The sequence below is a fragment of the Actinokineospora sp. UV203 genome (assembly GCF_056323665.1).
Window position 1 is genome coordinate 3,273,351 of the sequence record NZ_CM150484.1, and the last position, 20,951, is coordinate 3,294,301.

Below are 20,951 nucleotides of genomic sequence, written 5' to 3' on the forward strand. Positions count from 1 at the left end.
ACAGCGAAGCGGGGACCTGCCGGCACGCAGGTCCCCGCTTTCGCTTTTCGCGGGGCCACCGACGTGTCTGATTTCTGCCAGACGGGGTTCCCGCCGCGCCGGCAGCATGGTGTGGTGCTGAAAGATCCCGAACAGCGGTACCGCGCCGTCACCGCCCGCGACTCACGGTTCGACGGCCAGTTCATCCTCGCCGTCCGCACGACCGGGATCTATTGCAGGCCCTCATGCCCGGCCTCGACACCGAAGCGGCGCAACGTCGAGTTCTTCTCCACGGCCGCCGCCGCGCAGATCGCCGGCTACCGCGCTTGCCGCCGCTGCCTGCCCGACGCGGTGCCCGGCTCCCCCGAGTGGAACCTGCGCGCCGACCTGGCGGGCCGGGCGATGCGGCTGATCTCCGACGGCGTCGTCGAGCGTGACGGGGTCACCGGCCTGGCCCGCAGGCTCGGCTACTCCGAGCGACACCTGACCCGGGTCCTGACCACCGAACTCGGCGCGGGTCCGCTCGCGCTGGCCCGGGCCCACCGCGCCCACTCGGCCCGGCTGCTCATCGAGACGACCACCCTGTCGGTGGCGGACATCGCTTTCGCGGCGGGCTTCGCCAGCGTCCGCCAGTTCAACGACACCATCCGCACCGTCTTCGCCACGACGCCGACCCAACTGCGCATGGCGGCGAAGCGGTCCGCGCGGCGAGCTCAGCCGACACCGGGCCGAGTCACCCTGCGACTGGCCGTACGCGAACCGTTCGACGCGGCGGGTGTGCTCGGTTTCCTTGCCGCACGGGCAGTCCCGGGCCTGGAGTCGGCTTCGGCCGCCGGATACTCCCGAACCTTGCGACTGGCCAACGGCCCCGCGACAGCGTCGATGCGGCAGGGGTCCGGGCACGTCGAATGCACCCTTCGCCTGACAGACATGCGCGACCTCGGCTCGGCAGTCGCCCGACTGCGCAGGCTCCTGGACTTGGACGCCGATCCTCTTGCCATAGACGAAATTCTCAGCGCCGACCCGGCACTGGCGGACTCGGTAGCCCGCACCCCCGGCATCCGCGTCCCCGGCAGCGTCGACGGTGTGGAGACGGTCGTGCGAGCCCTTCTGGGCCAACAAGTCAGCATCGCCGCCGCACGCACCGCCACCCAGCGCCTGACCGATGCGCTGGGCGAACGCCTCACGACCCCCGACGGCGACCTGACCACCCTGTTCCCCACAGCGGAAGCGATCGCCGAACACGCGGGCGAGGTCCTGTCAGGCCCCACTCGCCGCACCCAGACAATCCGCGCGGTATGCGAAGCGATCGCGACTGGCGACCTGGACCTCCACGTCGGCGTCGACGCGGACGCACTGCGGACCCGGCTGCGAATGTTCACCGGAATCGGGCCATGGACCGCGGGCTACGTCTCCATGCGGTTGCTGGGAGACCCGGATGTCCTACTGCCACAAGACATCGCCCAACGCAACGGCGCCGCCGCCCTCGGCCTGCCACCCACCGCCGAGGCCCTCGCCGACCACGGCCGCGCCTGGCAACCTTGGCGCTCCTACGCAGGCATGCACCTCTGGCGCACTGCCGCGTCGCCAGGAAATCAAGGCGAACCACCCAAACAGGAACAACTCTAGGCAGTCATCTCCAACGTAGAACCAGTACGAGACTTCCGAACCCGCAACCGCACCGGAATCCGCTGCCGCAATTCCTCCACATGCGACACCAACCCCACAACCCGCCCACCAGCCCGAAGCTCGTCCAAAATCCCCATGACATCATCAAGAGTCGGCGCGTCAAGCATGCCGAACCCCTCATCAACGAACAACGTGTCCAACAAAGCCCCACCAGTCTCCGCGGCCACGACATCAGCAAGCCCAAGCGCCAACGACAACGAGGCCACAAAGGATTCGCCACCGGACAACGTCTTCGTGGACCGAGTCTGCCCGGAGAAGTCGTCAAGCACGTCGAGCCCCAACCCACCCCGCTTGCCATGCGACCCAGCCGCATCGCTGTGCACGAAGCAGAAACGCCCCTGAGTCATCCGCCGCAGCCGCTCGCTCGCCGCCACCGCGACCTCGGCCAGCCGCGCGGCCAGCACGTAGGACCGCAACGACATCCGGCTGGTGTTCTGCCCACGCCCGTTGACCACGTCGGTCAACGCGTCCAGTTCCTCGAACTCCGCACGCATCGGCGCCAAGTCCGCCCACACCGTGCGCAGGCGGTCCGCCAGCTTCGCCACCTCGTCGGCCCGGCGGGCAGCCGCTCGTACTGAAGCCACTGCGTTCTCCGCGTTCTCGCGGGCGGTTCGCGCTTGGGCAAGCAGCGTCGTGAGGTCGACTTCCTCACTCAGATCGGTGCCTGCCAGGTCGTCCAAAACCCCACGGAACCGGGCTTCCTGCTGGTCCGCCTCGCCGATCTGCTGCGCCAGCTTGGCGATGACGTTCTCCGCGCGGGCAGCGTCGAGTGCTTCCGTCACGTCCGCGAAGCCCGCCTTGGCCACCGCGTCGACCAGGATCACGCGCTGCTCGGCCACCCGCGTTCGGGCTGTCACGGCATGGGCCCGCGCATCGGACAGCGCGTCGAGCGCCTGCGCCAGTTCGGCGATGTGCCGGCGGCGGTCGACCACGCTCGGGAAAGCGCCCTTGGCGATGTCGAGTCGAAGGCCGCGTTCCTCCACGGCGGCAACGAGTGCGGCGCGTTCGGTGTCGCACGCCACGGTTTCCTGTTGCAGCGTGGCGATCCTGGATCGAACGCGCTCGGCTTCGGCTTCGAGGTCGAGCAGCGTCCGGCTGATCCGGTCATGGCGGCCCGCCGACGTCACTGCCCTGCCCAGCTCGGCCCCGGCTCGGGTGTCGTCGGCTTCCGGGTCGGTCCAGCCGGTGAGGCGTTCGCGCAGCCCGTCGACGACGTGCTGCGCCTGCTTGAACGCGGCAGCGGCCTGCTCCCGCGCCTTCAGCCCGCGCTGTTCCTCGGCCTGCGCGGCCCGCTCGTCGTCGGCGGTGACCAGCCTGCCGACCGCGTGGGCGGGCGTCGGGTGCTCCGCCGATCCGCACACCGGGCACGACTCCCCCGGCGCCAAGCCCGCGGCGAGCTCGGCGGCCATCCCGTCGAGCCTGCGCTGCCGCAGGTCCAGCAGGTGCTCACGGGCGTTCTGGTGGTCTTCAACAGCCTTCGCGTTGGTCTCGACTGCCGCTGCCAAGTCGGATTCCGCCGTGGGCAAGGCTTTCGCGTGTCGGACCGCGGTGGCGGTCTCGTCCCGTCGCGCCCTGAGCCCGTCGAGGGATGCGCGGGCCGCGGCCGATACGGCCAGCTGCTCCCGGGTCTCCGTGATCTGCGCGGGCAGTTCGGCGATGCGGTTCGCCAGGTCCGCGGATTCGCGTTCGGCGGCGGCGAACAGGTCTTCCAGTTCGGCGACGCGCGCCTGGTCCTGACGCTGCCGGTCGGACTCCTCGACCAGGCCGGCCAGAGCGCCTGCTTCCTCTCGGAGCGCCGTCGCGTCGGCCCGGGCGTCGGTGCCCGTATAGCCGAGTTCCTCAGCGACACCAACGTATCGACGTTCCGCGCGCTCAGCCGCCGACGCCGCGTTATCGGCCCGGTGCAGCTCGTCGGCGACGGCCACGACCGGTACCGCGCGGCGGGCGGCGGCCAGTTCGGCCCGCCAGGCCGCGCGGTCGTCGCGGGCCAACTCGGCCAGTGCGTCGGTCGCTTCCCGAACCTGGCGCACCCGCTCCGCCGCGGCACACCCCTCGCCGAGAGTGTCCTCGGCGGCCTCCCGTCGCTGGTTGGCTTCCTGTTGCGCCGCAAGGGCTTCGTCGGTGGCCGTCGCCAGTGCGGCGGTGAGCCCCGACAGCCACTCCTCGTTCGGCTCCTCGGGCTCGTCGCCGGATTCCTGGGCGATGCGGGCGACAAGCGCGTCCACCGACACGCTCGCGGCGTCCAGCTCACGGCGGCGCTGGGCGCGGTGATCCTTGAACCAGTCCTCGACGCGCTGGAAGTGCTCAGTGCCGAACAGCCTCTCCAGCAGCTTCTCGCGCTCACCGGTGTCGGCGCGCAGGAAAGTCGCGAAGTCGTTCTGCGGCAACAGGACGACTTGGAAGAACTGCTCCTTGGTCATCCCCAGCAAGCCCTGGACCGTGCGCGCGACCTCGTCGATCCGGGACACACCCTCGGCCGGGTAGCCGCTCGGCGAGGCGAACACCCAGGTCAGCACAGCACGTGCCTGCTGCTTGGTCATCCCGCCGCCGCGCCGCTTCGGCCGCGGGTACTCCGGGCTGCGCACGATGCGCATCCGGTGCGACTGCACGGTCAGCTCCAGCACGACCTCGGTGTGCACGTCCGGGTCGGCGTTGTCGCAGCGCAGGCGCTTGGCCTGGTCGCGAACGCCTGGGACAGCGCCGAACAGCGCGAACGCGACCGCGTCGAGCAGCGTCGTCTTGCCCGCGCCGGTGTCGCCGTGGAGCAGGAACAGGCCGTCGGCGCCGAGCACGTCGAAGTCGACGACCTCATGGCCGGGGTAGGGGCCGAACGCGGTGACTTCCAGCCGGTGCAGCCTCACTCCGGCTCCTTCCCGGCGACGGCGGCCAGCGCCTCGCGCAGCAGTCCGCGCTCGGTCTCGGTGGGCTCGGCGCCTCTGGTGTCGGTGACGAAGCAGCAGGCGACCTCGGCGTCGTCGCGGCGCTGCGACAGCTCCGGGTAGCGCTGGGGCCGCTGGTGGCCGCCCGCGGGCCGCCATTCGAGGTGCACGGCGTGCGGGAACCGGGCCTGCAGCCTGCGCATGGCGTCGAGGGGGCGGACCTGGTCGGTGAGCTCGACGGAGAGGAACTTGTCCTCATGGACCGCGTTCGCCGGGTCCACCAGGACGTCGGCCAGCTCGCCGCTGATCACGGCCAGCTCGCGCGGGACCGGCAGCGCGCGGCGCTCGACGTCGGCGAGGCCGTCCTGGTGCAGGTCGACCAGCCAAACGGACTTGTGGTGGCGGGCCTCGGAGAACGAGTAGGCCATGGGGCTGCCGGAGTAGCGCAGGTGGTTCGCAAGCGTTTGCGGGCCGTGCAGGTGGCCTAGGGCGGCGTAGTCGACGCCGGTGAACACCCCACCCGGCACGTGCGGGACACCGCCGACCGCGATCGTCCGCTCGGAGTCGCTGACCTCGCCGCCAGTGACGAAGGCGTGCGCGAGGACCACGGAACGCGTTCGCGGTCGCCGCCCGAGATCGTCGCGGACCCGGCGCATGGCTTCGGCGAGGACGTCGGCGTGGGTGCGCAGGTCGGGCAGGCCGAGGCCTTGGCGGGCGACTTCCGGTTCCAGGTAGGGGATTCCGTAGAACGCGACCGGGCCATGGTGGTCGTCGATCACCACCGGCCGGTCCAGATCGGAGACCGCGGTGCGGAGGTAGAGCCCGCCCGCCGCCGCGAACTCGCCGAACGCGCCGAGCCGGGGTCCGGAGTCGTGGTTGCCCGGGGTGACGATGATGCGCGCGCCCGCCTCGGCGATCCGGCGCAGCGCGCGACCGCAGACGCCGACAGCCTCGGCGGAGGGGACAGCGCGGTCGTAGAGGTCGCCGGACACCACGACCACGTCGACCCGGTCGTCGGTCACGATGTCGGCCAGGCCGGTGAGCACCGTCTCCTGCTCGGCGAGCAGGTCTCGGCCGTGAAATGTGCGGCCCACATGCCAGTCGGAGGTGTGCAGCACCCGCATGCCCGCCAAGTTAGAGCCCCGATGCCCCCGATCGGGGGAGCCACGCCGGTCGAACGCTCGTTCGACGCTGGTTCTGTCGGTGGTATGAGGTAAAGATCTTCCTGCACGCCGTTTCCTACCGGAGAGGACAAACCGTGACCGCCGTGCTCGGCACCGTCGCCGCGGTGCTCGTCCTGCTGCTCGCCGCCGCCGCGATGCTGTTCTGGCGGCTGTACTCCGACAGCGTCCGCCGAACCGACGCCGCCCGCGCCGAAGTCGAGGCCGAGCGGCGCCGGACCGACTCGCACCAGGCCGCGTTACGGCGCTACGAGGTGGCGTTCGCGTCGATCAGCGGCCGCGGGGAACTGGGCGAACAGGTCCTCGTGGAGACCGCGCGCGCCTTAGGGCTGCGCGAGGGCATCCATTTCACCGTCCAGACCGACGTGGCGGGCGGCGGCGCGGCACGTCCCGACCTGCTGCTGCTGGTGGGCGACGAGCGCCGGGTCCCGGTCGACTCGAAGATGAGCCTCGCCTGCTGGGCCGAGGCCGTCGACACCGACGACGCCGAGGAACGTCTCGACGCCCTGCGCGTGCACGTCCGCAACATCCGCTCCCGCGCGGCCGAACTGGCGAGCAAGGGCTACCAGCGGTGGGCGGACGCGATCTACGGCACGATCATGTTCGTCCCGTCCGACGCCGCCGTCGTCGCGGCCCTGGACACCGACCCCACCCTCCTGCGCTGGCTGCTGGACCGCCGCGTGTTCCTGTGCGGACCCACCGGCTTCGCCGTGATCGCCTCCGCCGCCCTCTTCGCCGCCACCGAACGCGCGATCGCCGACGACGTCGCCACCGTCCGCGCCCGAGCCGCCTCCGCCCACCGGTCCGCGGGCATGGCGGTCGACGCGGTCAACCTGTCCAGCACCCACCTCCAACGCTTCCTCTCCGCACGGCGGCGCGAACTGGACGCGCTGGAACAGTTCCGGACCGCTGTCACCCCTTTGACCGACGCCTCCGCGAGCCCGACGCCGATCCCAGCCATCCGGCGGACCGAGGAAGCGGTGGTGAACGGGCACGAGGTGCCCGAGGGCTTACCCCTCGACTGAACTGGTTGAGCGACGCCCGGCCCGGCGAACGGCAGCCCGCGGTCTTCATCCGGCTACGGAAGGGGGCGAGCATCAGGTAAGCCCGACGGTCCCCCGAACGGGCTTCCAACCCGCCCGCGTTGAGCCGAACGGCGTACTCGCGGTGTCATGCTTGGCCACTATTGGGCGAACGATGACAGCCATCCCACACCGACGGACTAACGTGTACCGACGTGACCGCGACTAGCGATCGCCGCGGCGATCTTGATGATGACCACGCCGAGCCCGCGTGGGATGAGCGCCCGATCTTCGGCAGTTCACGTGGACTGCCCTGGTGGGCCGCTGTGCTGTTGGCGTTCGGGCTGGCCCTGCTGGCCGCCGTGATCGACGTGCAGATCCAAGACACCCTCGGCAAGCTCTATCAGGGCGCCTACGTCCTGGGCTGCGTCGCGGCGATCTGTCTGGTGCGCCGCGCCAACCTGTTCGGGCCGATGGTGCAGCCGCCCCTGGTGTTCGCCGTGACCGCGCTCGGCACCCTGCTCACGTTGGCGTCGGACCCGCCCGGTGATGGGCTCAAGAGCCTGCTGTTCTCCGTGGTAGGGCCGCTGACCAGCAACTTCCCGACGATGGGCATCACCACCGCCGTCGTCGTGGCGATCGGTGTGGGCCGCATGTTCCTCCAGCGCGACCCGAGCAGCACCGACGAGGACGACGACCCGAAGCCCGCCGTCGCCCGCCGCCCACGCCCGGAACCGCCCCTCGACGACGAGGACCTGTTCGCGGCCCCACCGCGCCGCCCCCGCCCCGCCCGCGACGAGGAAGCCGCCCGGCCACCCCGCCGCCCCGCCCGCGAAGACCGCGCTCGCCCCTCACGCGAGGACTCACCCCGAGGCGCCCGCCCCACCCGCGACGAACGCAAGCCGGCCCGACCCGCGGCCGACAAGCCCGCCCGCGAGGACCGAGCCGCTCGCGACGACCGTCCGCGACGACCGGCCAGGGACGAAGCAGCAGGCCGCCCCCCACGCGAAGAGCCCCGTGCCCGAGGCACCCGCGACCCCAACCGCGCCCGCGACACCGGCAAACCCCGCGAAGGCCAGCCCGACCGCAAACCCCCACGCCCCGACCCCAACCGCCAGCCCCCACGCCGCCCCCGCCCCACCGAGCGCTGATCACCCGGAGTCCCGTCCCCACCGAACGCCAGGAAACGGTGTCGAGATCGCCCCGGTCCGCACTAGGGACCAAGATCGAGGCCGGGGCGTCGGGGGGCGTGGTCGGGGCGAGCCGGGGCAAGATCGAGACCGAACTCCTGATCCACCCACTTCCCACCCGCGTCGTGGCCGCCTCGACTCTCGGGCAGTGGTGTCAGAACAAGGCGGCAGGCGGCCCCCAACCGGGAACCGCCTGCCGCCAGGCCTAGCTCACTTCGCCGGCTTGAGGTCCTTGCGCAGCTCAGGCGGCAGCGCGAAAGCGATCTTCTCGTTCGCCGTCGTCACCTCTTCGACCTCGCCATACCCACGCTCGGCCAGCCACGCCAGCAGGTCCATCACCAGGTTGTCCGGCACCGACGCCCCGCTGGTCACGCCCACCGTGGTGACGCCCTCCAGCCAGGCCTCGTCCACCTCGTGCGCGTAGTCGACCAAGTAGGACGCCCGCGCCCCGGCCAGCAACGCCACCTCAACGAGCCGCTTCGAGTTCGACGAGTTCGTCGAGCCCACGACCAGCACCAGGTCGCACTCCGGGGCCATCGCCTTGACCGCGACCTGACGGTTCTGGGTGGCGTAGCAGATGTCGTCGCTCGGCGGGTTCTGCAAGTCGGGGAACCGCTCGCGGAGCTGGTCGACGCGTTCCATTGTCTCGTCGACCGACAGCGTGGTCTGCGACAGCCAGATGACCTTCGACGGGTCGCGCACGACGACCTTGTCCACGTCCTCCGGGCCGTCGACGAGCTGCACGTGTTCTGGGGCCTCGCCCGCGGTGCCCTCGACTTCCTCGTGGCCCTCGTGGCCGATCAGGAGGATGTCGTAGTCCTCCTTCGCGAAGCGCTTGGCCTCGAAGTGGACCTTGGTCACCAGCGGGCAGGTCGCGTCGATGGTGCGCAGGTTTCGCGCGGCCGACTGCTCGTGGACCGCCGGGGACACACCGTGCGCGGAGAACACGACGAGCGCGCCCTCTGGCACCTCGTCGGCTTCGTCGACGAAGATCGCGCCGCGTTCGCGCAGGGTCTCCACGACGTAGCGGTTGTGCACGATCTCCTTGCGGACGTACACCGGCGGGCCGTAGGTCTCCAGCGCCTTCTCGACGGTGATGACCGCACGGTCCACCCCGGCGCAGTAGCCGCGCGGCTTGGCAAGTAGGACACGTTTGGTCGGAGCACTCATGGCTCCTAGGGTACGGGCGTGCCGCCGGGCCCGGATGTGGCCCGTGTCTCGACCGCTCCTCGCTGTGCAGATCCGCCGGATTCGGGCAGGCTAGGACCATGAAGTCTCTCCCCCTGCCGTTGCGCCTCGCGGCCGGGCTCGCGGCCACCGCGGTCGAGCGTGCCCGCGAGCTGCCCACCCAGATCGCGGGCCTGCCGGTGACCGTGGTCAGCCAGGCCCTGCAGGCGACGATGCGGGTGCAGCAGCACGTCACCGAGTTGGCCATCAAGGGCGATGAGGCCCTGGCCGCGCTGCGCCCGGTCGAGGAGGCGCCGGAGTGGGCGACCTTCGACGAGGACGTCGACAACTACGACCTGAGCCGCCCCGCGTTCGACCGGGTCACCGACGACGATCTCGATGACATCGACGACGAGCCCGTCGCCGAGCAGGCCGACGTCGAGGTGCCCGACGATCCCGCCGCGGCGGACCCGTGGGAGCAGGAGGAGCAGGCGATCACCGCGGCCGTGTCTCCCCCGGCGTCCATCCCGAACTACGACGACCTGTCGCTGCCGCAGCTGCGCGCCCGGCTGCGGGCGTTCTCGGTGGCCGACCTCGAAGAGGCGCTGGCCTACGAGCGGGCGAGTGAGAACCGGCCGTCGTTCGTCGGCATGCTCACCCGCCGCATCGCGACGGTGCGCGACCACACGTGACGGGGTCGACAGCCGAAGAGCCGTGGCCGGTCCGCACGGTCGCCCGCAAGATCTCCGAGTGGATCAACCGGCTGGGCACCGTGTGGGTCGAGGGCCAGCTCACCCAGATCTCGGCCCGCCCGGGCACCGGCACGGCCTTCCTGACGCTGCGCGACCCGGCGGCCGACGTGTCCATGACCGTCACCTGCCCGACCGGTTTGCTGCGCCTGCATGAGCCGCCGCTGACCGACGGCACGCGCGTGGTCGTGCACGCGAAGCCGACGTTCTTCATGAACCGCGGCACGCTGAGCCTGCGCGCGGACGAGATCCGCGCGGTCGGTATCGGCGAGTTGCTCGCGCGCATCGAGCGGTTGCGCAAGCTGCTGGCCGCCGAGGGGCTCTTCGACCCGAAGCGCAAGAAGCGCACCCCGTTCCTGCCGCGCAAGATCGGCCTGATCACCGGTCGCGCGTCCGCCGCCGAGCGCGACGTGCTGGTGAACGCGAAGGCCCGCTGGCCCGCCGTCGATTTCCGGGTGGAGAACGTCGCGGTGCAAGGGGCGTTGGCCGTGCCACAGATCCTCGACGCACTGTCCGTTTTGGACAAAGACCCGGACGTCGAGGTCATCGTGATCGCCCGCGGCGGCGGCTCGGTGGAGGATCTGCTGCCGTTCTCCGATGAGACGCTGTGCCGCGCGGTGTCCGGCTGCCGCACACCGGTGATCAGCGCGATCGGCCACGAGCCGGACACCCCGCTGCTCGACCACGTCGCGGACCTGCGCTGCTCGACGCCGACCGACGCGGGCAAACGGGTGGTTCCCGACGTCGCGGAGGAGTCCACGCGGATACGCCATCTGCGTGATCGCGCCCGCCGCGCCCTGCACGGGTGGGTGGACCGCGAACGCCGCCTGCTCGACTCGCTGCGCAGCAGGCCGGTGCTCGCCGACCCGCTGACTCCGCTGGCCAGGCGCGCGGAGCAGGTCGACGCGCTCGCCGAACGCGGCAGGCGCGCGCTGCTGGGCAGGCTCGCCGCGGAGCAGTCGGCGCTCGCCGCGACACGGGCCCGCTTGACGACCCTGGGGCCAGCCGCCACGCTTGCTCGCGGGTATGCGGTCGTCCAGCTCACCGATACCGACGGGACTCCCCGGGTTCTCCGCTCCATCGAGGACGCTCCGGAGGGCACCCGTCTGCGGATCCGGGTCGCGGACGGCGCACTGCACGCGGTCGTCACCGGCGATCGGGACGCGCCCGCCGAAGGGAGGTAGCCGTGAGCGAGACCGACCGGCCGAGGACGGTTCTCCCTGTGTCGTACCGGGAACCGTCGTTCCTGCCGCTCACCGTCGCCACCGCTTCGGGCCTTCCGGCGCTGCACCCGTCGGCCACCCGCGCCGACGCCGCGGCCGCCGAGTGCTGGACCGCCCTGCTCGCGGGCTGCGACACGGCGGGCCGGTCGCTGCCCGGCAGACTCCGCGAACTCGCCGACGCCACGTCGACCTACGCGGGCGCCGCGTGGTGGAACGGCGACGGCGCGTGCCACCGTGGACGCATCGATCGGGCCCGCACCCGCATCGAGGAGGCGGTGGCCGACCACGATGGTGCAGACTTCGCCGAGGCCTTCGTCGGCTTCGACCAGGCGGTCGCCACCGCCCTGGTGCGCGCGCACAACCGAATGAGGAGCCCAGCAAGGTGACCGAGCCCGGATACGAACAGGCCCGCGACGAGTTGGCGTCCGTCGTGGCGAAGCTGGAAGCGGGCGGACTGTCCCTTGAGGACTCACTGACCCTGTGGGAACGCGGTGAGGCCTTGGCCAAGATCTGCGACCGGCACCTGGCAGGCGCCCGCGAACGTGTCGAGACCGCCCTGGCCGCCGTCGAGGCCGAATCCGACTGACGGCGTTGCAGCGCGAAATCCGCTGCGCGCGACCCGAATCGGCACCTGGCCGACGCCGGCTTCGCTGAGATCCGCCGCCAACTGAAATACCAAGACGCGGGTTGCGAGACATGAACTCACCGGAGCTCTTACTCGCGACGGTCGCTACGACCGAGGCAGCGGCGCGGCTTTGAGGACGGCGGTGGCGAGGGTGCGGAAGTCGTCGTCAGTGCCGTTGCCGGTGATCATCAGGGTCACCCCGTCAAGCTCCGTCGTCCAGGCGCGTTCGTCGCGGCGGCCTGGGTAGACCTGCCACGACCGGCCGCCCGCCTCAATCTGTCCCGTAGGCGCCGACTCCTGGCCGGTCTCGACCCGCACAACCTCCGCGGGCGCGGCGCTGGACTGGCTGAGCTGGACGAAGTGGCCGGGGGTGATCCATCCCACCCGGACGACCACCGAGACCGGGTCGACCGGACCGGAGCTGGTCGAGTTCGCCCGCCACTCGCCCGGGACGGCTGGGAGCCGGATGGCGAAGTCGGCCGTGCGGGCGTAGCGGGTCAGGTCGACGGCGGCGTCGACCGTGGGGGCCGTGGCCGGGTCGGCCTCCGGCGGGCCGGGGCTGAACGAGCAGCCGCGGTTGAACACGAGCAGCGACCCGATGATCAACAACAGGGCAAGCAGCGACAACAGCATGTCGCGCAGGGTGTGCGATGCCCGGTCGGGGCGCTGGGGAGGAGCCACCGCCCCATCGTCGCAGGCGGCGCGTCGTGACGAGAGGCACGCCCCTGGTGATTCCGCCCCGGCCCCTCCGATCTGGGAGGATGCGAGGTGGTCTCACACCGCAGGCCGCGCCGATCCGGGAGGCAGAATGACCACCTCGACCACCAGCGCTACCCCCGCGCGCCGCCGGGAAGCACCCGACCGCAACCTCGCGATGGAGCTGGTCCGGGTCACCGAGGCCGCCGCGATGGCGGCAGGCCGCTGGGTCGGCCGGGGCGACAAGATCGGCGGCGACCAGGCCGCGGTCGACGCCATGCGCAAGCTCGTGCACACCGTGTCCATGCGCGGCATCGTGGTCATCGGCGAGGGCGAGAAGGACGAAGCGCCCATGCTCTACAACGGTGAGCTGGTCGGCAACGGCGACGGCCCCGACTGCGACGTCGCGGTCGACCCGATCGACGGAACCACCCTGATGGCCAAGGGCATGCCGAACGCCCTCGCGGTCCTCGCGGTCGCCGAGCGCGGCGCCATGTTCGACCCGTCGGCGGTCTTCTACATGGAGAAGCTGGCGGTCGGCCCCGAGGCGGCCGACGTCGTCGACATCACCGCGCCGGTCGCGGAGAACATCCGCCGGGTCGCGAAGGCAAAGCACAGCGACGTGTCCGACGTGACGGTCTGCATCCTCGACCGCCCGCGCCACGACGCCCTGGTGCACGAGGTCCGCGAGGCGGGCGCGCGCATCCACTTCATCTCCGACGGTGACGTCGCGGGCGCCATCTCCGCGGCCCGGCCGAACACCGGCGTCGACATGCTGCTCGGCATCGGCGGCACCCCCGAGGGCATCATCGCCGCCGCCGCGCTCAAGTGCATGGGCGGCGCGATCCAGGGCAAGCTGTGGCCGAAGGACGACGCCGAGCGGGAGAAGGCCATCGCCGCGGGCCACGACCTCGACCGTGTGCTGCTCACCGACGACCTGGTCGGCGGCGACAACGTGTTCTTCTGCGCCACCGGCGTCACCGACGGCGACCTGCTGCGCGGTGTGCACTACCGGGCGGGCGGCTGCACCACGCAGTCAATCGTGATGCGCTCGAAGTCCGGCACGGTCCGGATGATCGACGGCTTCCACCGGCTGACCAAGCTGCGCGAGTACGCGTCGGTCGACTTCGACCGCTCGGCGGAGGACGACGACCAGGAACTCCCGCCACTCCCATAAGTCCCGGGTGCCCGCTCCGACGGCGGAGCGGGCACCACCGGATGCGGAGTGTCACCCCGGCCGAATGGGTGCAACGAACGTCTGACCAGGGGCGATTGACAAGGCGCAGGAAGCCGTCTTCGAACCCCACCGGGGAGGCGCATCATGCGCTCGACGCGTCGCGTGATGATCGCACTGGCCACGTTCACCCTCACCTTCGCCTTGGCGCCGCCCGCCGCGGTCGCGCGGCCCTCGAATCCGGCACTCGAGATGTACACGGTCGAAGGGCAGGCCGACACGATCTCGGAGGTCGCCCCCGGGCTTGAGCTCGCCGCCCTGCGGCGGACGCAGTCGGGTGTGCGGGCCGATGTCGTGCTGACCGAGGACCAGCGCGACAAGCTGGCCGCCTCCGGCGTGCAGGTCTCCCTCAAACGGAACGGGCGGGGCCAGACGGTCAGCGAGCAGGCCGCCGCACAGGCAGCGAACGGCTACACCGTGTGGCGCTCCTGGGATGAACCCGGCGGCATCAGGGACGAACTCGTCGCGGTGGCGCGCGCGAATCCCCAGCTGGTCAAGCTCGTCACGCTCGGGCGGACGCATCAGGGTCGCGACATCATCGCGCTGAAGCTCACGCAGGGCGCGCGCGGCGTGACCGACGGCTCCCGACCGGCGGTGCTCTATTCATCGCTGCAGCACGCGCGCGAGTGGATCAGCGCCGAGGTGAACCGCCGCCTGCTCCACCACTACATCGACCGCTGGCGGGCCGACGACGAAGAGATCAAGTCGGTGCTCCGGAGCACCGAGCTGTGGTTCGTGGTCGTCGCGAACCCGGACGGCTACCAGTACTCGTTCGATCACGAACGCCTGTGGCGCAAGAACGCGCGTGACAACAACAACGACGGGCAGATCACCATCGGTGACGGCGTCGACCCGAACCGCAACTTCGACGAGCACTGGGGCTACGACAACGAGGGATCGTCGCCGAACCCGGCCGACGAGACCTATCGCGGTCCGAGCGCGGCATCCGAGCCCGAGACACGCGCGATGCAGGGGCTGATCACCAAGGTCAAGCCGCGATTCCAGTCGAACATCCACTCCTTCGGCGAGTGGCTGCTGTACCCGCAGGGCTGGCAGGTCGGCACGCTCGACGCCGACAACCCGCTCTATGTCGCGCTCGGCGGCACCGACGCCAATCCCGCCATCGCGGGCTTCAACCCCGGCCAGTCGGCCGACACGCTGTACGTCACCAACGGCGAGACGACCGACTACGCCGACACGAATGGCGGCACCGTCGCCTACACGCCGGAGCTCGGCGAGGGCGTCCCAGGCGCGGGCTTCGTGTTCCCGGACGACGAGGCACTCATCCAGGCGGAGTTCCTGAAGACGCTCCCCTTCCACCTGGGCCTCGCGCGGTCCGCGCGCAACCCCGCCGACCCGGTCTCGCCGGTCGGCATCGAGGTCGAGCCGTTCTACCTCGACCAGGACGACATCGACCCGCAGAACGGCCAGCAGTCACTGTTCGACTTCCGCTTCTCGGTCTCCTACGGCGACCCGCAGGAGGTTCGCGTGCTGGCCAAGCGCAACCTTGGCGCCGTCACGCTCAAGTACCAGATCGGCACTGGCGCGGTGCAGTCGAAGCCGACGTCGGAGTGGACCGGTGGCGAGCGCTACGGGCCGGGCAACGCCACCCATTTCCACGTCGTCAGCGGGCAAGTCACGGGCGCGTCGCCCGGTGACAGCGTCCGGGTGTGGTTCGAGGGCGGCGGGCAGGTCAGCGACTCGTTCACCTATCAGGTGGCGTCCAACAGCGACCGCAGAGTCCTGATCGTCGCGGCCGAGGACTACACGGGTGCGTCTCCGGCGAAGCCGGGCGTCACCGCGCCGCAGTACCTGTCCTTCTACACCGACGCGCTGACCGCCAACGGCGTCGCCTTCGATGTCTACGACGTCGACGCCCGCAGCCGCACCGCACCCGACAACCTCGGCGTGCTCAGTCACTACGACGCCGTCGTCTGGTACACGGGTGACGACGTCGTGACCCGCGAGCCCGGGTGGGGCCCGGGCAACGCGTCACGGCTGGCGATGCAGGAGTTGCTCGAAGTGCGTGACTTCGTCAACCAGGGCGGGCGCGTGCTCTACACCGGCCAGCGTGCGGGCCAGCAGTACACGCAAGCCCTGGGCACGCAGCTCTACGACCCGTTCGAGAACCGGCAGTGCAGCTCGGACCCGGCCGTGGCGGCACGCTGCCTCGCGCTGTCCGGGTCCGGCAACTCGCAGGGCGACCCGATCGAGTACTTCTTCGGTGCGGCGATCACCACGCCCGGCGGCGGCAGCGACCCCGACACAGGGGATCCGTTCGCCGTCAACGGGATCGACGATCCGCTCGCCGGTCTGGCGATGACGATCAACGGCGCCGACAGCGCGCAGAACCAGACGAGCAACTCGTCGTTCATCACGACCGGCGACTTCCTCAAGGTGACCGACCCGCAGGGCAGCTTCCCGCACCTGGAGAGCTGGCCCGCGGCCGAGTACGTGAGTGGCCTCGCGGGCCCGTTCGACCCGCACAGCGGTCAGTCGTTCATGTGGTCGGATCGGGCCGATGAGGCGTACAAGCGCCTGTCGCGCACGATCACGGTGCCCGCGGGCGGCGCGACGCTGTCGTTCTGGACGAGCTACAACCTCGAACTGGACTTCGACTACCTGATCGTCGAAGCGCACACGGTCGGACAGGACAACTGGACGACGCTGCCAGACCAGAACGGCCACACCACGTCCGATCTGAGCAACGACCAGTCCTGCCCGGGCGGCTGGAGCAACCCCGCCGACTCGGCCAACGTGCTGCACCCGTTCCTGACGCACTACCAGACGTATGACCCGGCGACCGGAACGTGCGGCAACACGGGGACTACGGGGACATGGAACGCCGCCAACGGAAGTTCCTCCGGCTGGCAGCAGTGGCAGATCGACCTCGGGCAGTACGCGGGCCAGCAGGTCGAACTCTCCATCACGGCCCTGAGCGACTGGGGCGTGCAGCAGTTCCCCGGCGCCTTCATCGACGACATCGTGGTCTCGACCGGCGAAGGCACCACCTCGTTCGAGGACGACGGTGATGCGATGGACGGCTGGACCGTTCCCGGCGCACCGCAGGACCAGGCGGGCATCGAGGGCCCCAACTTCAACGACTGGGTCCGCCGCGCCGGACTCGGCATCAAGGAAGGTGCTGCCATCGGGACCCCGGACACGGTCTACCTGGGCTTCGGTTTCGAAGGTGTCTCCGATGCCGCCACCCGCAACACGGTCATGGACCGCGTGATCGACTACCTGCTCCGCTGAGTCCGTTGCCGCGGCTTGGGCGAGTCGATCCGCCCAAGCCGCGGCGATAACGGGTTGGTAGCGGGCAGCAACTTTCCGTGGCCCAAGGGCGTCTTTGTCGGTAGAGGCTTATCTCACTTAGCCGACAAGGAGCTGGACATGCGGGTCAGCAAGACGATGTTGGGGGCGACGATCGTCGCGATGGCTCTGCTCAGCGCGTGCGGAAGCACGCCGGAGCCCGCCGCCCAGGTCACAAGCACCACCACGACGACGTCTTCCAAGGCGCCGACCACGACGACGACGTCAACCACCACGGCCGCGCCGACGACTACCACGACGACGAAGCCGCCGGTCACGACGACCACGAAGCCGAAGCCCAAGCCGACCACGACGAAGCCGCCCGCACCGCAGTCGCAGGGCAGCCCGTGCAAGGCCACCGCCGCCGCCTGCATCGACCTCTCGGCCAACAAGTCTTGGCTGCTCAAGGACGGCAAGGTCGTCTACGGTCCGGTCCCGATCACCCACGGCCGCCCGGGCTATCGCACGCCGGTCGGCACGTTCAAGGTGGGCTGGAAGGACATCGACCACAAGAGCAGCATCTTCAACAACGCGCCGATGCCGTACTCGGTGTTCTTCAACGGCGGCATCGCGTTCCACGCGGGCAGCCTGACCGAGCAGTCACACGGCTGCATCCACCTGTCGAACGCCGCCGCGAAGCGGTACTACAACTCGCTGCCGGTCGGCGCGATCGTGCAGGTGGTTCCGTAGCTATTCGGCGTTGCTTGAGTGGCCTGGGAACAGGTGCGCTTCGGGGTTGAGGGCCACGGCGATGTTGTTGACCGCCGTGGCCGCCTCCCCGAAGCCGGTCGCGATCAGCTTGACCTTGCCCGGGTAGGCCGCCACGTCCCCGGCCGCGTAGATCCGGTCGCGGGCGGTGCGCATGGTGGAGTCGACGGAGATGCTGCGGTGGTCGATCTCCAGGCCCCATGACTCGATCGGCCCGAGGTCGGCGGTGAACCCGAGCGCGGCGACGACGGCCTGCGCGGGCAGCACCTCGACCTCGCCGCCGACCAGCACGTCGATCTCGTGGAGGCCTTGGTCGTCCCCGCGCAGGGCTGTGACCTGGGCGTCGGTGATGATGCGGACGCCCAGGTTCGCCACCTGGCGCACCGTCGCGGGCATCGCGCGGAACTTGGCGCGGCGGTGGACCACGGTGATGCTCGACGCGATCGGGTGCAGGGACAGCGCCCAGTCGAACGCGGAGTCGCCGCCGCCGACGATGACGACGTCCTGGTCGCGGTGCACTTCCAGGGCGGGCACGAAGTGGACCATGCCGCGGCCGAGCCAGCCGTCGCCCGCGGGCAGCGGGCGCGGGGTGAACTCGCCGATCCCGGCGGTGATCAGCACGGCCGCGGCGCGCACGACGGTGTCGCCGTCCAGGGTGACCTCGAATTTCCCGTCCACTTCGGACAGTTCGCGGGCCCGCCTGCCCAGCAGGTAGGTCGGCTTGTACTGCTCGGCCTGCTCGACCAGCCCGTTGACCAGGTCGCGGCCGAGCACGGCCGGGAACCCGGCCACGTCGAAGATCATCTTCTCCGGGTACATCGCGGTGACCTGGCCGCCGGGCTCGGGCAGCGAGTCCACCACGACGGTGCTCAGCTCGCGGAACCCCGCGTAGTAGGCGGCGAACAGGCCGGTGGGGCCCGCGCCGACGATCAGCAGGTCGACATCCACAGGAGCCGTCATACGTCCACCCTATGTGCCGAAGCTGACCATGCCCAGCTCCCAAAACGGGGCGACACTGGACCTATGGCCGAGTACCGCATCGAGCACGACACCATGGGCGAGGTCCGCGTCCCCGCCGACGCCCTCTGGCGGGCGCAGACGCAGCGGGCGGTGGAGAACTTCCCGATCTCGGGCCGTCCGCTCGAACGCGCCCAGATCCGGGCCCTCGGGCTGCTCAAGGCCGCCGCCGCCCGGGTGAACGCCAAGCTGGGCGTCCTCGACCAGGACATGGCCGACGCGATCGCCGACGCCGCGACCGAGGTGGCCGGCGGCGGGCACGACGGGCAGTTCCCCATCGACGTGTTCCAGACCGGTTCGGGCACGTCGTCGAACATGAACGCCAACGAGGTGATCGCGACGCTGGCCACCCACGCCCTCGGCCGCGAAGTTCACCCGAACGATCACGTCAACGCCTCCCAGTCCTCCAACGACACCTTCCCCACGACCATCCACCTGGCCGCCACCGAGGCGCTGGTCGGCGACGTGATCCCCGCGCTGACGCACCTGGCCGAAGCCATCGAGGCCCGGGCCGCGCAGTGGGGCGACGTGGTCAAGTCCGGCCGCACGCACCTGATGGACGCGGTCCCGGTGACGCTCGCCCAAGAGGCCGGAGCTTGGGCCGCGCAAGCCCGCTACGGCGTCGAGCGAGTGGAATCGGTGCTCCCCCGGCTCGGCGAACTGCCCATCGGCGGGACCGCGGTCGGCAGCGGCCTCAACGCCCCCGAGGGCTTCGGCGGCCTGGTGTCGGGCGAGCTGGCAAGGATCACCGGGCTGCCGGTGACCGAGGCGCGCGACCACTTCGAGGCGCAGGCGACCCAGGACTCGGTGGTCGAGGCGTCCGGGCAGCTGCGCACGGTCGCGGTGTCCTTGTTCAAGATCGCCAACGACCTCCGCTGGCTGGGTTCCGGACCACGCACTGGCCTGGCCGAACTGGCGCTGCCGGACCTGCAGCCGGGGTCGTCGATCATGCCGGGCAAGGTCAACCCGGTGATCTCGGAGGCGACGATGATGGTCGTCGCCCAGGTCATCGGCAACGACGCGACGGTGGCGTTCGCGGGCAGCCAGGGCAACTTCCAGCTCAACGTGATGCTGCCGGTGATCGCCCGCAACGTCCTGGAATCGGCTCGCCTGATCGCGGCGGTGTCGCGGCTCCTCGCGGACAAGGTGATCACCGGCATGGAACCGGACGTGGAACGGCTGCGCGAACAGGCCGAGTCCTCGCCGTCGATCGTGACCCCGCTCAACAAGTACCTCGGCTACGAAGAGGCGGCGTCGATCGCGAAGCAGTCGCTGAAAGAGCGGCGGACGATCCGCGACGTCGTCCTCGACCGTGGCCACGTGGACGCAGGCAAGCTCACGATCGAGCAACTCGACGAGGCGTTGGACGTCCTCCGGATGGCCCGCGGCGGCCGCTAGTAGCGTGTCGCTGCTAGCCACGCAACCCGATCGCACAGCCGGCAGCGACGATCGAGGCGCCCGCGAGCGCGGCGATCGTAAACGGCTGCGCCCCCAGGGCCACCGCGACAACAAGCCCGGACACCGGCATCGCCCCGATCAACACCGCGGCCCGCCCAGCCCCAAGAACCGAGACACTGTGGTACCAAAGGCAAAACGCCACCACAGTGATCACCGCGACCACCAAAACCGCGACCAGCTCCACGGTGGTCGGCAACCGAAACACCCCGTCGAACGGCACCGCGAGAAGACCCGCGCACACCGCCGCCAGGACATGGCACCACAGCGCGACAGAGAACGGCCCCAGCCTGCGCACGACCCCGATGGCGAACAACGTGAACGACGCCTCGCACAGCATCGTGAGGATCGCGAGCAAAAGACCAGGGCCCCTCCATGTCCCCCCGCCGGAAAGCACGACGATGCCCGCGACGACCAGTCCCGCGCCCGCGAGCGCCCGGACCGCGGGCCGTGCACCGGACATCAGCGGCGCCGCCAACGCGATCACCAGCGGGCTGCCGCCGATGACCGCCGCCACCAGTCCCGGTTCGGCGTGGTGCTGCGCGGTGAGCAGGAAGATGTTGAAGCCGATCATGCCGACGCCGACGACGGCCAGCAGGGCGGGCAGGTCCCTGAGCTTCGGCACGGTGACCGGCAGGCGCCGGGCCATCGCCCAGACCGCGATCAGCAATGCGCCGACGGCGTAGCGGGCGGACTGGCCCGTCAGGATCGGGTAGTGCATGAGCAGGCCCGACACGGGAACGCTGCCGCCGATGAAGCCGCAGGCGAGCGCGCCCGCGGCCACTCCCCGCCTGGTGGGTCTCGCGATGGTGATCGTCACGCGAT

The 20,951-nt window shown here is 70.6% G+C and carries 17 protein-coding genes; 11 read left to right on the forward strand and 6 right to left on the reverse strand.

Features of this window, described 5'->3' with window-relative positions; genetic code table 11:
* The first annotated feature begins 114 nt into the window (after positions 1-114).
* Positions 115-1,608 (forward strand): AlkA N-terminal domain-containing protein, encoded by a 1,494-nt coding sequence (locus ACUZ2Y_RS15325; RefSeq protein WP_476319277.1) that lies wholly within the window; start codon positions 115-117, stop codon positions 1,606-1,608.
* Here ACUZ2Y_RS15325 and ACUZ2Y_RS15330 read toward each other — a convergent pair.
* Positions 1,605-4,529, reverse strand: coding sequence for an AAA family ATPase (locus ACUZ2Y_RS15330; protein WP_476319279.1), 2,925 nt, complete (start codon positions 4,527-4,529; stop codon positions 1,605-1,607). The genes ACUZ2Y_RS15325 and ACUZ2Y_RS15330 overlap by 4 nt on opposite strands.
* Positions 4,526-5,671, reverse strand: coding sequence for an exonuclease SbcCD subunit D (locus ACUZ2Y_RS15335; protein ID WP_476319281.1), 1,146 nt, complete (start codon positions 5,669-5,671; stop codon positions 4,526-4,528). Before ACUZ2Y_RS15335 ends, ACUZ2Y_RS15330 begins: the two co-directional genes overlap by 4 nt.
* Before the next feature lie 194 nt (positions 5,672-5,865).
* Between ACUZ2Y_RS15335 and rmuC the strand changes: the two genes are divergently transcribed.
* Together rmuC and ACUZ2Y_RS15345 are read left to right on the forward strand one after the other, a co-directional pair.
* The gene (gene rmuC, locus ACUZ2Y_RS15340; RefSeq protein ID WP_476331855.1) at positions 5,866-6,753 is read left to right on the forward strand and encodes a DNA recombination protein RmuC; all 888 of its coding nucleotides are present in this window, start codon (positions 5,866-5,868) and stop codon (positions 6,751-6,753) included.
* Positions 6,754-6,965: 212 nt separating this feature from the next.
* Entirely contained in the window at positions 6,966-7,901 is a 936-nt protein-coding gene (locus tag ACUZ2Y_RS15345) for a DUF6542 domain-containing protein (RefSeq protein ID WP_476319283.1), read from the forward strand.
* 249 nt (positions 7,902-8,150) lie between these two features.
* Here ACUZ2Y_RS15345 and ACUZ2Y_RS15350 read toward each other — a convergent pair whose 3' ends face one another.
* Entirely contained in the window at positions 8,151-9,110 is a 960-nt protein-coding gene (locus ACUZ2Y_RS15350; RefSeq protein WP_476319286.1) for a 4-hydroxy-3-methylbut-2-enyl diphosphate reductase, read from the reverse strand.
* Positions 9,111-9,208: 98 nt separating this feature from the next.
* On the opposite strand from ACUZ2Y_RS15350, the gene ACUZ2Y_RS15355 reads away from it, so the two are divergent.
* Genes ACUZ2Y_RS15355 through ACUZ2Y_RS15370 form a run of 4 tightly spaced genes read left to right on the forward strand, consistent with a single transcriptional unit; the run spans position 9,209 to position 11,665 of the window.
* The gene (locus ACUZ2Y_RS15355; RefSeq protein WP_476319288.1) at positions 9,209-9,799 is read left to right on the forward strand and encodes a lipid droplet-associated protein; all 591 of its coding nucleotides are present in this window, start codon (positions 9,209-9,211) and stop codon (positions 9,797-9,799) included.
* The gene (gene xseA / locus ACUZ2Y_RS15360; protein WP_476319290.1) at positions 9,796-11,040 is read left to right on the forward strand and encodes an exodeoxyribonuclease VII large subunit; all 1,245 of its coding nucleotides are present in this window, start codon (positions 9,796-9,798) and stop codon (positions 11,038-11,040) included. Before ACUZ2Y_RS15355 ends, xseA begins: the two co-directional genes overlap by 4 nt.
* A gap of 2 nt (positions 11,041-11,042) precedes the next feature.
* Positions 11,043-11,465 carry a sugar ABC transporter substrate-binding protein gene (locus tag ACUZ2Y_RS15365; protein WP_476319292.1) on the forward strand — a complete coding sequence of 141 codons (423 nt, stop codon included), beginning with the start codon at positions 11,043-11,045 and terminating at the stop codon, positions 11,463-11,465.
* Entirely contained in the window at positions 11,462-11,665 is a 204-nt protein-coding gene (locus ACUZ2Y_RS15370; protein WP_476319294.1) for an exodeoxyribonuclease VII small subunit, read from the forward strand. The genes ACUZ2Y_RS15365 and ACUZ2Y_RS15370 overlap by 4 nt, the downstream gene beginning before the upstream one ends.
* A gap of 144 nt (positions 11,666-11,809) precedes the next feature.
* Here ACUZ2Y_RS15370 and ACUZ2Y_RS15375 read toward each other — a convergent pair whose 3' ends face one another.
* Entirely contained in the window at positions 11,810-12,385 is a 576-nt protein-coding gene (locus tag ACUZ2Y_RS15375; protein ID WP_476319296.1) for a DUF4245 domain-containing protein, read from the reverse strand.
* Positions 12,386-12,512: 127 nt separating this feature from the next.
* Between ACUZ2Y_RS15375 and glpX the strand changes: the two genes are divergently transcribed.
* From glpX to ACUZ2Y_RS15390, 3 genes are all read left to right on the forward strand, one after another.
* Positions 12,513-13,577 carry a class II fructose-bisphosphatase gene (glpX, locus tag ACUZ2Y_RS15380; protein WP_476319298.1) on the forward strand — a complete coding sequence of 355 codons (1,065 nt, stop codon included), beginning with the start codon at positions 12,513-12,515 and terminating at the stop codon, positions 13,575-13,577.
* Positions 13,578-13,721: 144 nt separating this feature from the next.
* Complete coding sequence (locus ACUZ2Y_RS15385; protein WP_476319300.1) at positions 13,722-16,889, forward strand: M14 family metallopeptidase; 3,168 nt, start codon at positions 13,722-13,724, stop codon at positions 16,887-16,889.
* 138 nt (positions 16,890-17,027) lie between these two features.
* Entirely contained in the window at positions 17,028-17,636 is a 609-nt protein-coding gene (locus ACUZ2Y_RS15390; RefSeq protein ID WP_476319302.1) for a L,D-transpeptidase, read from the forward strand.
* Here the strand turns inward: ACUZ2Y_RS15390 and ACUZ2Y_RS15395 are convergent, their stop codons facing one another.
* Positions 17,637-18,614, reverse strand: a complete 978-nt coding sequence (locus tag ACUZ2Y_RS15395) for an NAD(P)/FAD-dependent oxidoreductase (RefSeq protein WP_476319304.1) — start codon at positions 18,612-18,614, stop codon at positions 17,637-17,639.
* A gap of 63 nt (positions 18,615-18,677) precedes the next feature.
* Between ACUZ2Y_RS15395 and ACUZ2Y_RS15400 the strand changes: the two genes are divergently transcribed.
* Complete coding sequence (locus ACUZ2Y_RS15400; RefSeq protein ID WP_476319306.1) at positions 18,678-20,069, forward strand: class II fumarate hydratase; 1,392 nt, start codon at positions 18,678-18,680, stop codon at positions 20,067-20,069.
* A gap of 13 nt (positions 20,070-20,082) precedes the next feature.
* Here the strand turns inward: ACUZ2Y_RS15400 and ACUZ2Y_RS15405 are convergent, their stop codons facing one another.
* Positions 20,083-20,946: a DMT family transporter gene (locus ACUZ2Y_RS15405; protein ID WP_476319309.1), complete on the reverse strand. Its 864-nt coding sequence runs from the start codon at positions 20,944-20,946 to the stop codon at positions 20,083-20,085.
* Positions 20,947-20,951 lie beyond the last annotated feature (5 nt).

Coding starts and splice junctions, on each gene's coding strand:
- ACUZ2Y_RS15335 (WP_476319281.1), bottom strand. CDS start 5,671: ATGCGGGTGCTGCACACCTCCGACTGGCATGTGGGCCGCACATTTCAC.
- rmuC (WP_476331855.1), top strand. CDS start 5,866: ATGCTGTTCTGGCGGCTGTACTCCGACAGCGTCCGCCGAACCGACGCC.
- ACUZ2Y_RS15350 (WP_476319286.1), bottom strand. CDS start 9,110: ATGAGTGCTCCGACCAAACGTGTCCTACTTGCCAAGCCGCGCGGCTAC.
- ACUZ2Y_RS15355 (WP_476319288.1), top strand. CDS start 9,209: ATGAAGTCTCTCCCCCTGCCGTTGCGCCTCGCGGCCGGGCTCGCGGCC.
- glpX (WP_476319298.1), top strand. CDS start 12,513: ATGACCACCTCGACCACCAGCGCTACCCCCGCGCGCCGCCGGGAAGCA.
- ACUZ2Y_RS15385 (WP_476319300.1), top strand. CDS start 13,722: ATGCGCTCGACGCGTCGCGTGATGATCGCACTGGCCACGTTCACCCTC.
- ACUZ2Y_RS15390 (WP_476319302.1), top strand. CDS start 17,028: ATGCGGGTCAGCAAGACGATGTTGGGGGCGACGATCGTCGCGATGGCT.
- ACUZ2Y_RS15395 (WP_476319304.1), bottom strand. CDS start 18,614: ATGACGGCTCCTGTGGATGTCGACCTGCTGATCGTCGGCGCGGGCCCC.
- ACUZ2Y_RS15400 (WP_476319306.1), top strand. CDS start 18,678: ATGGCCGAGTACCGCATCGAGCACGACACCATGGGCGAGGTCCGCGTC.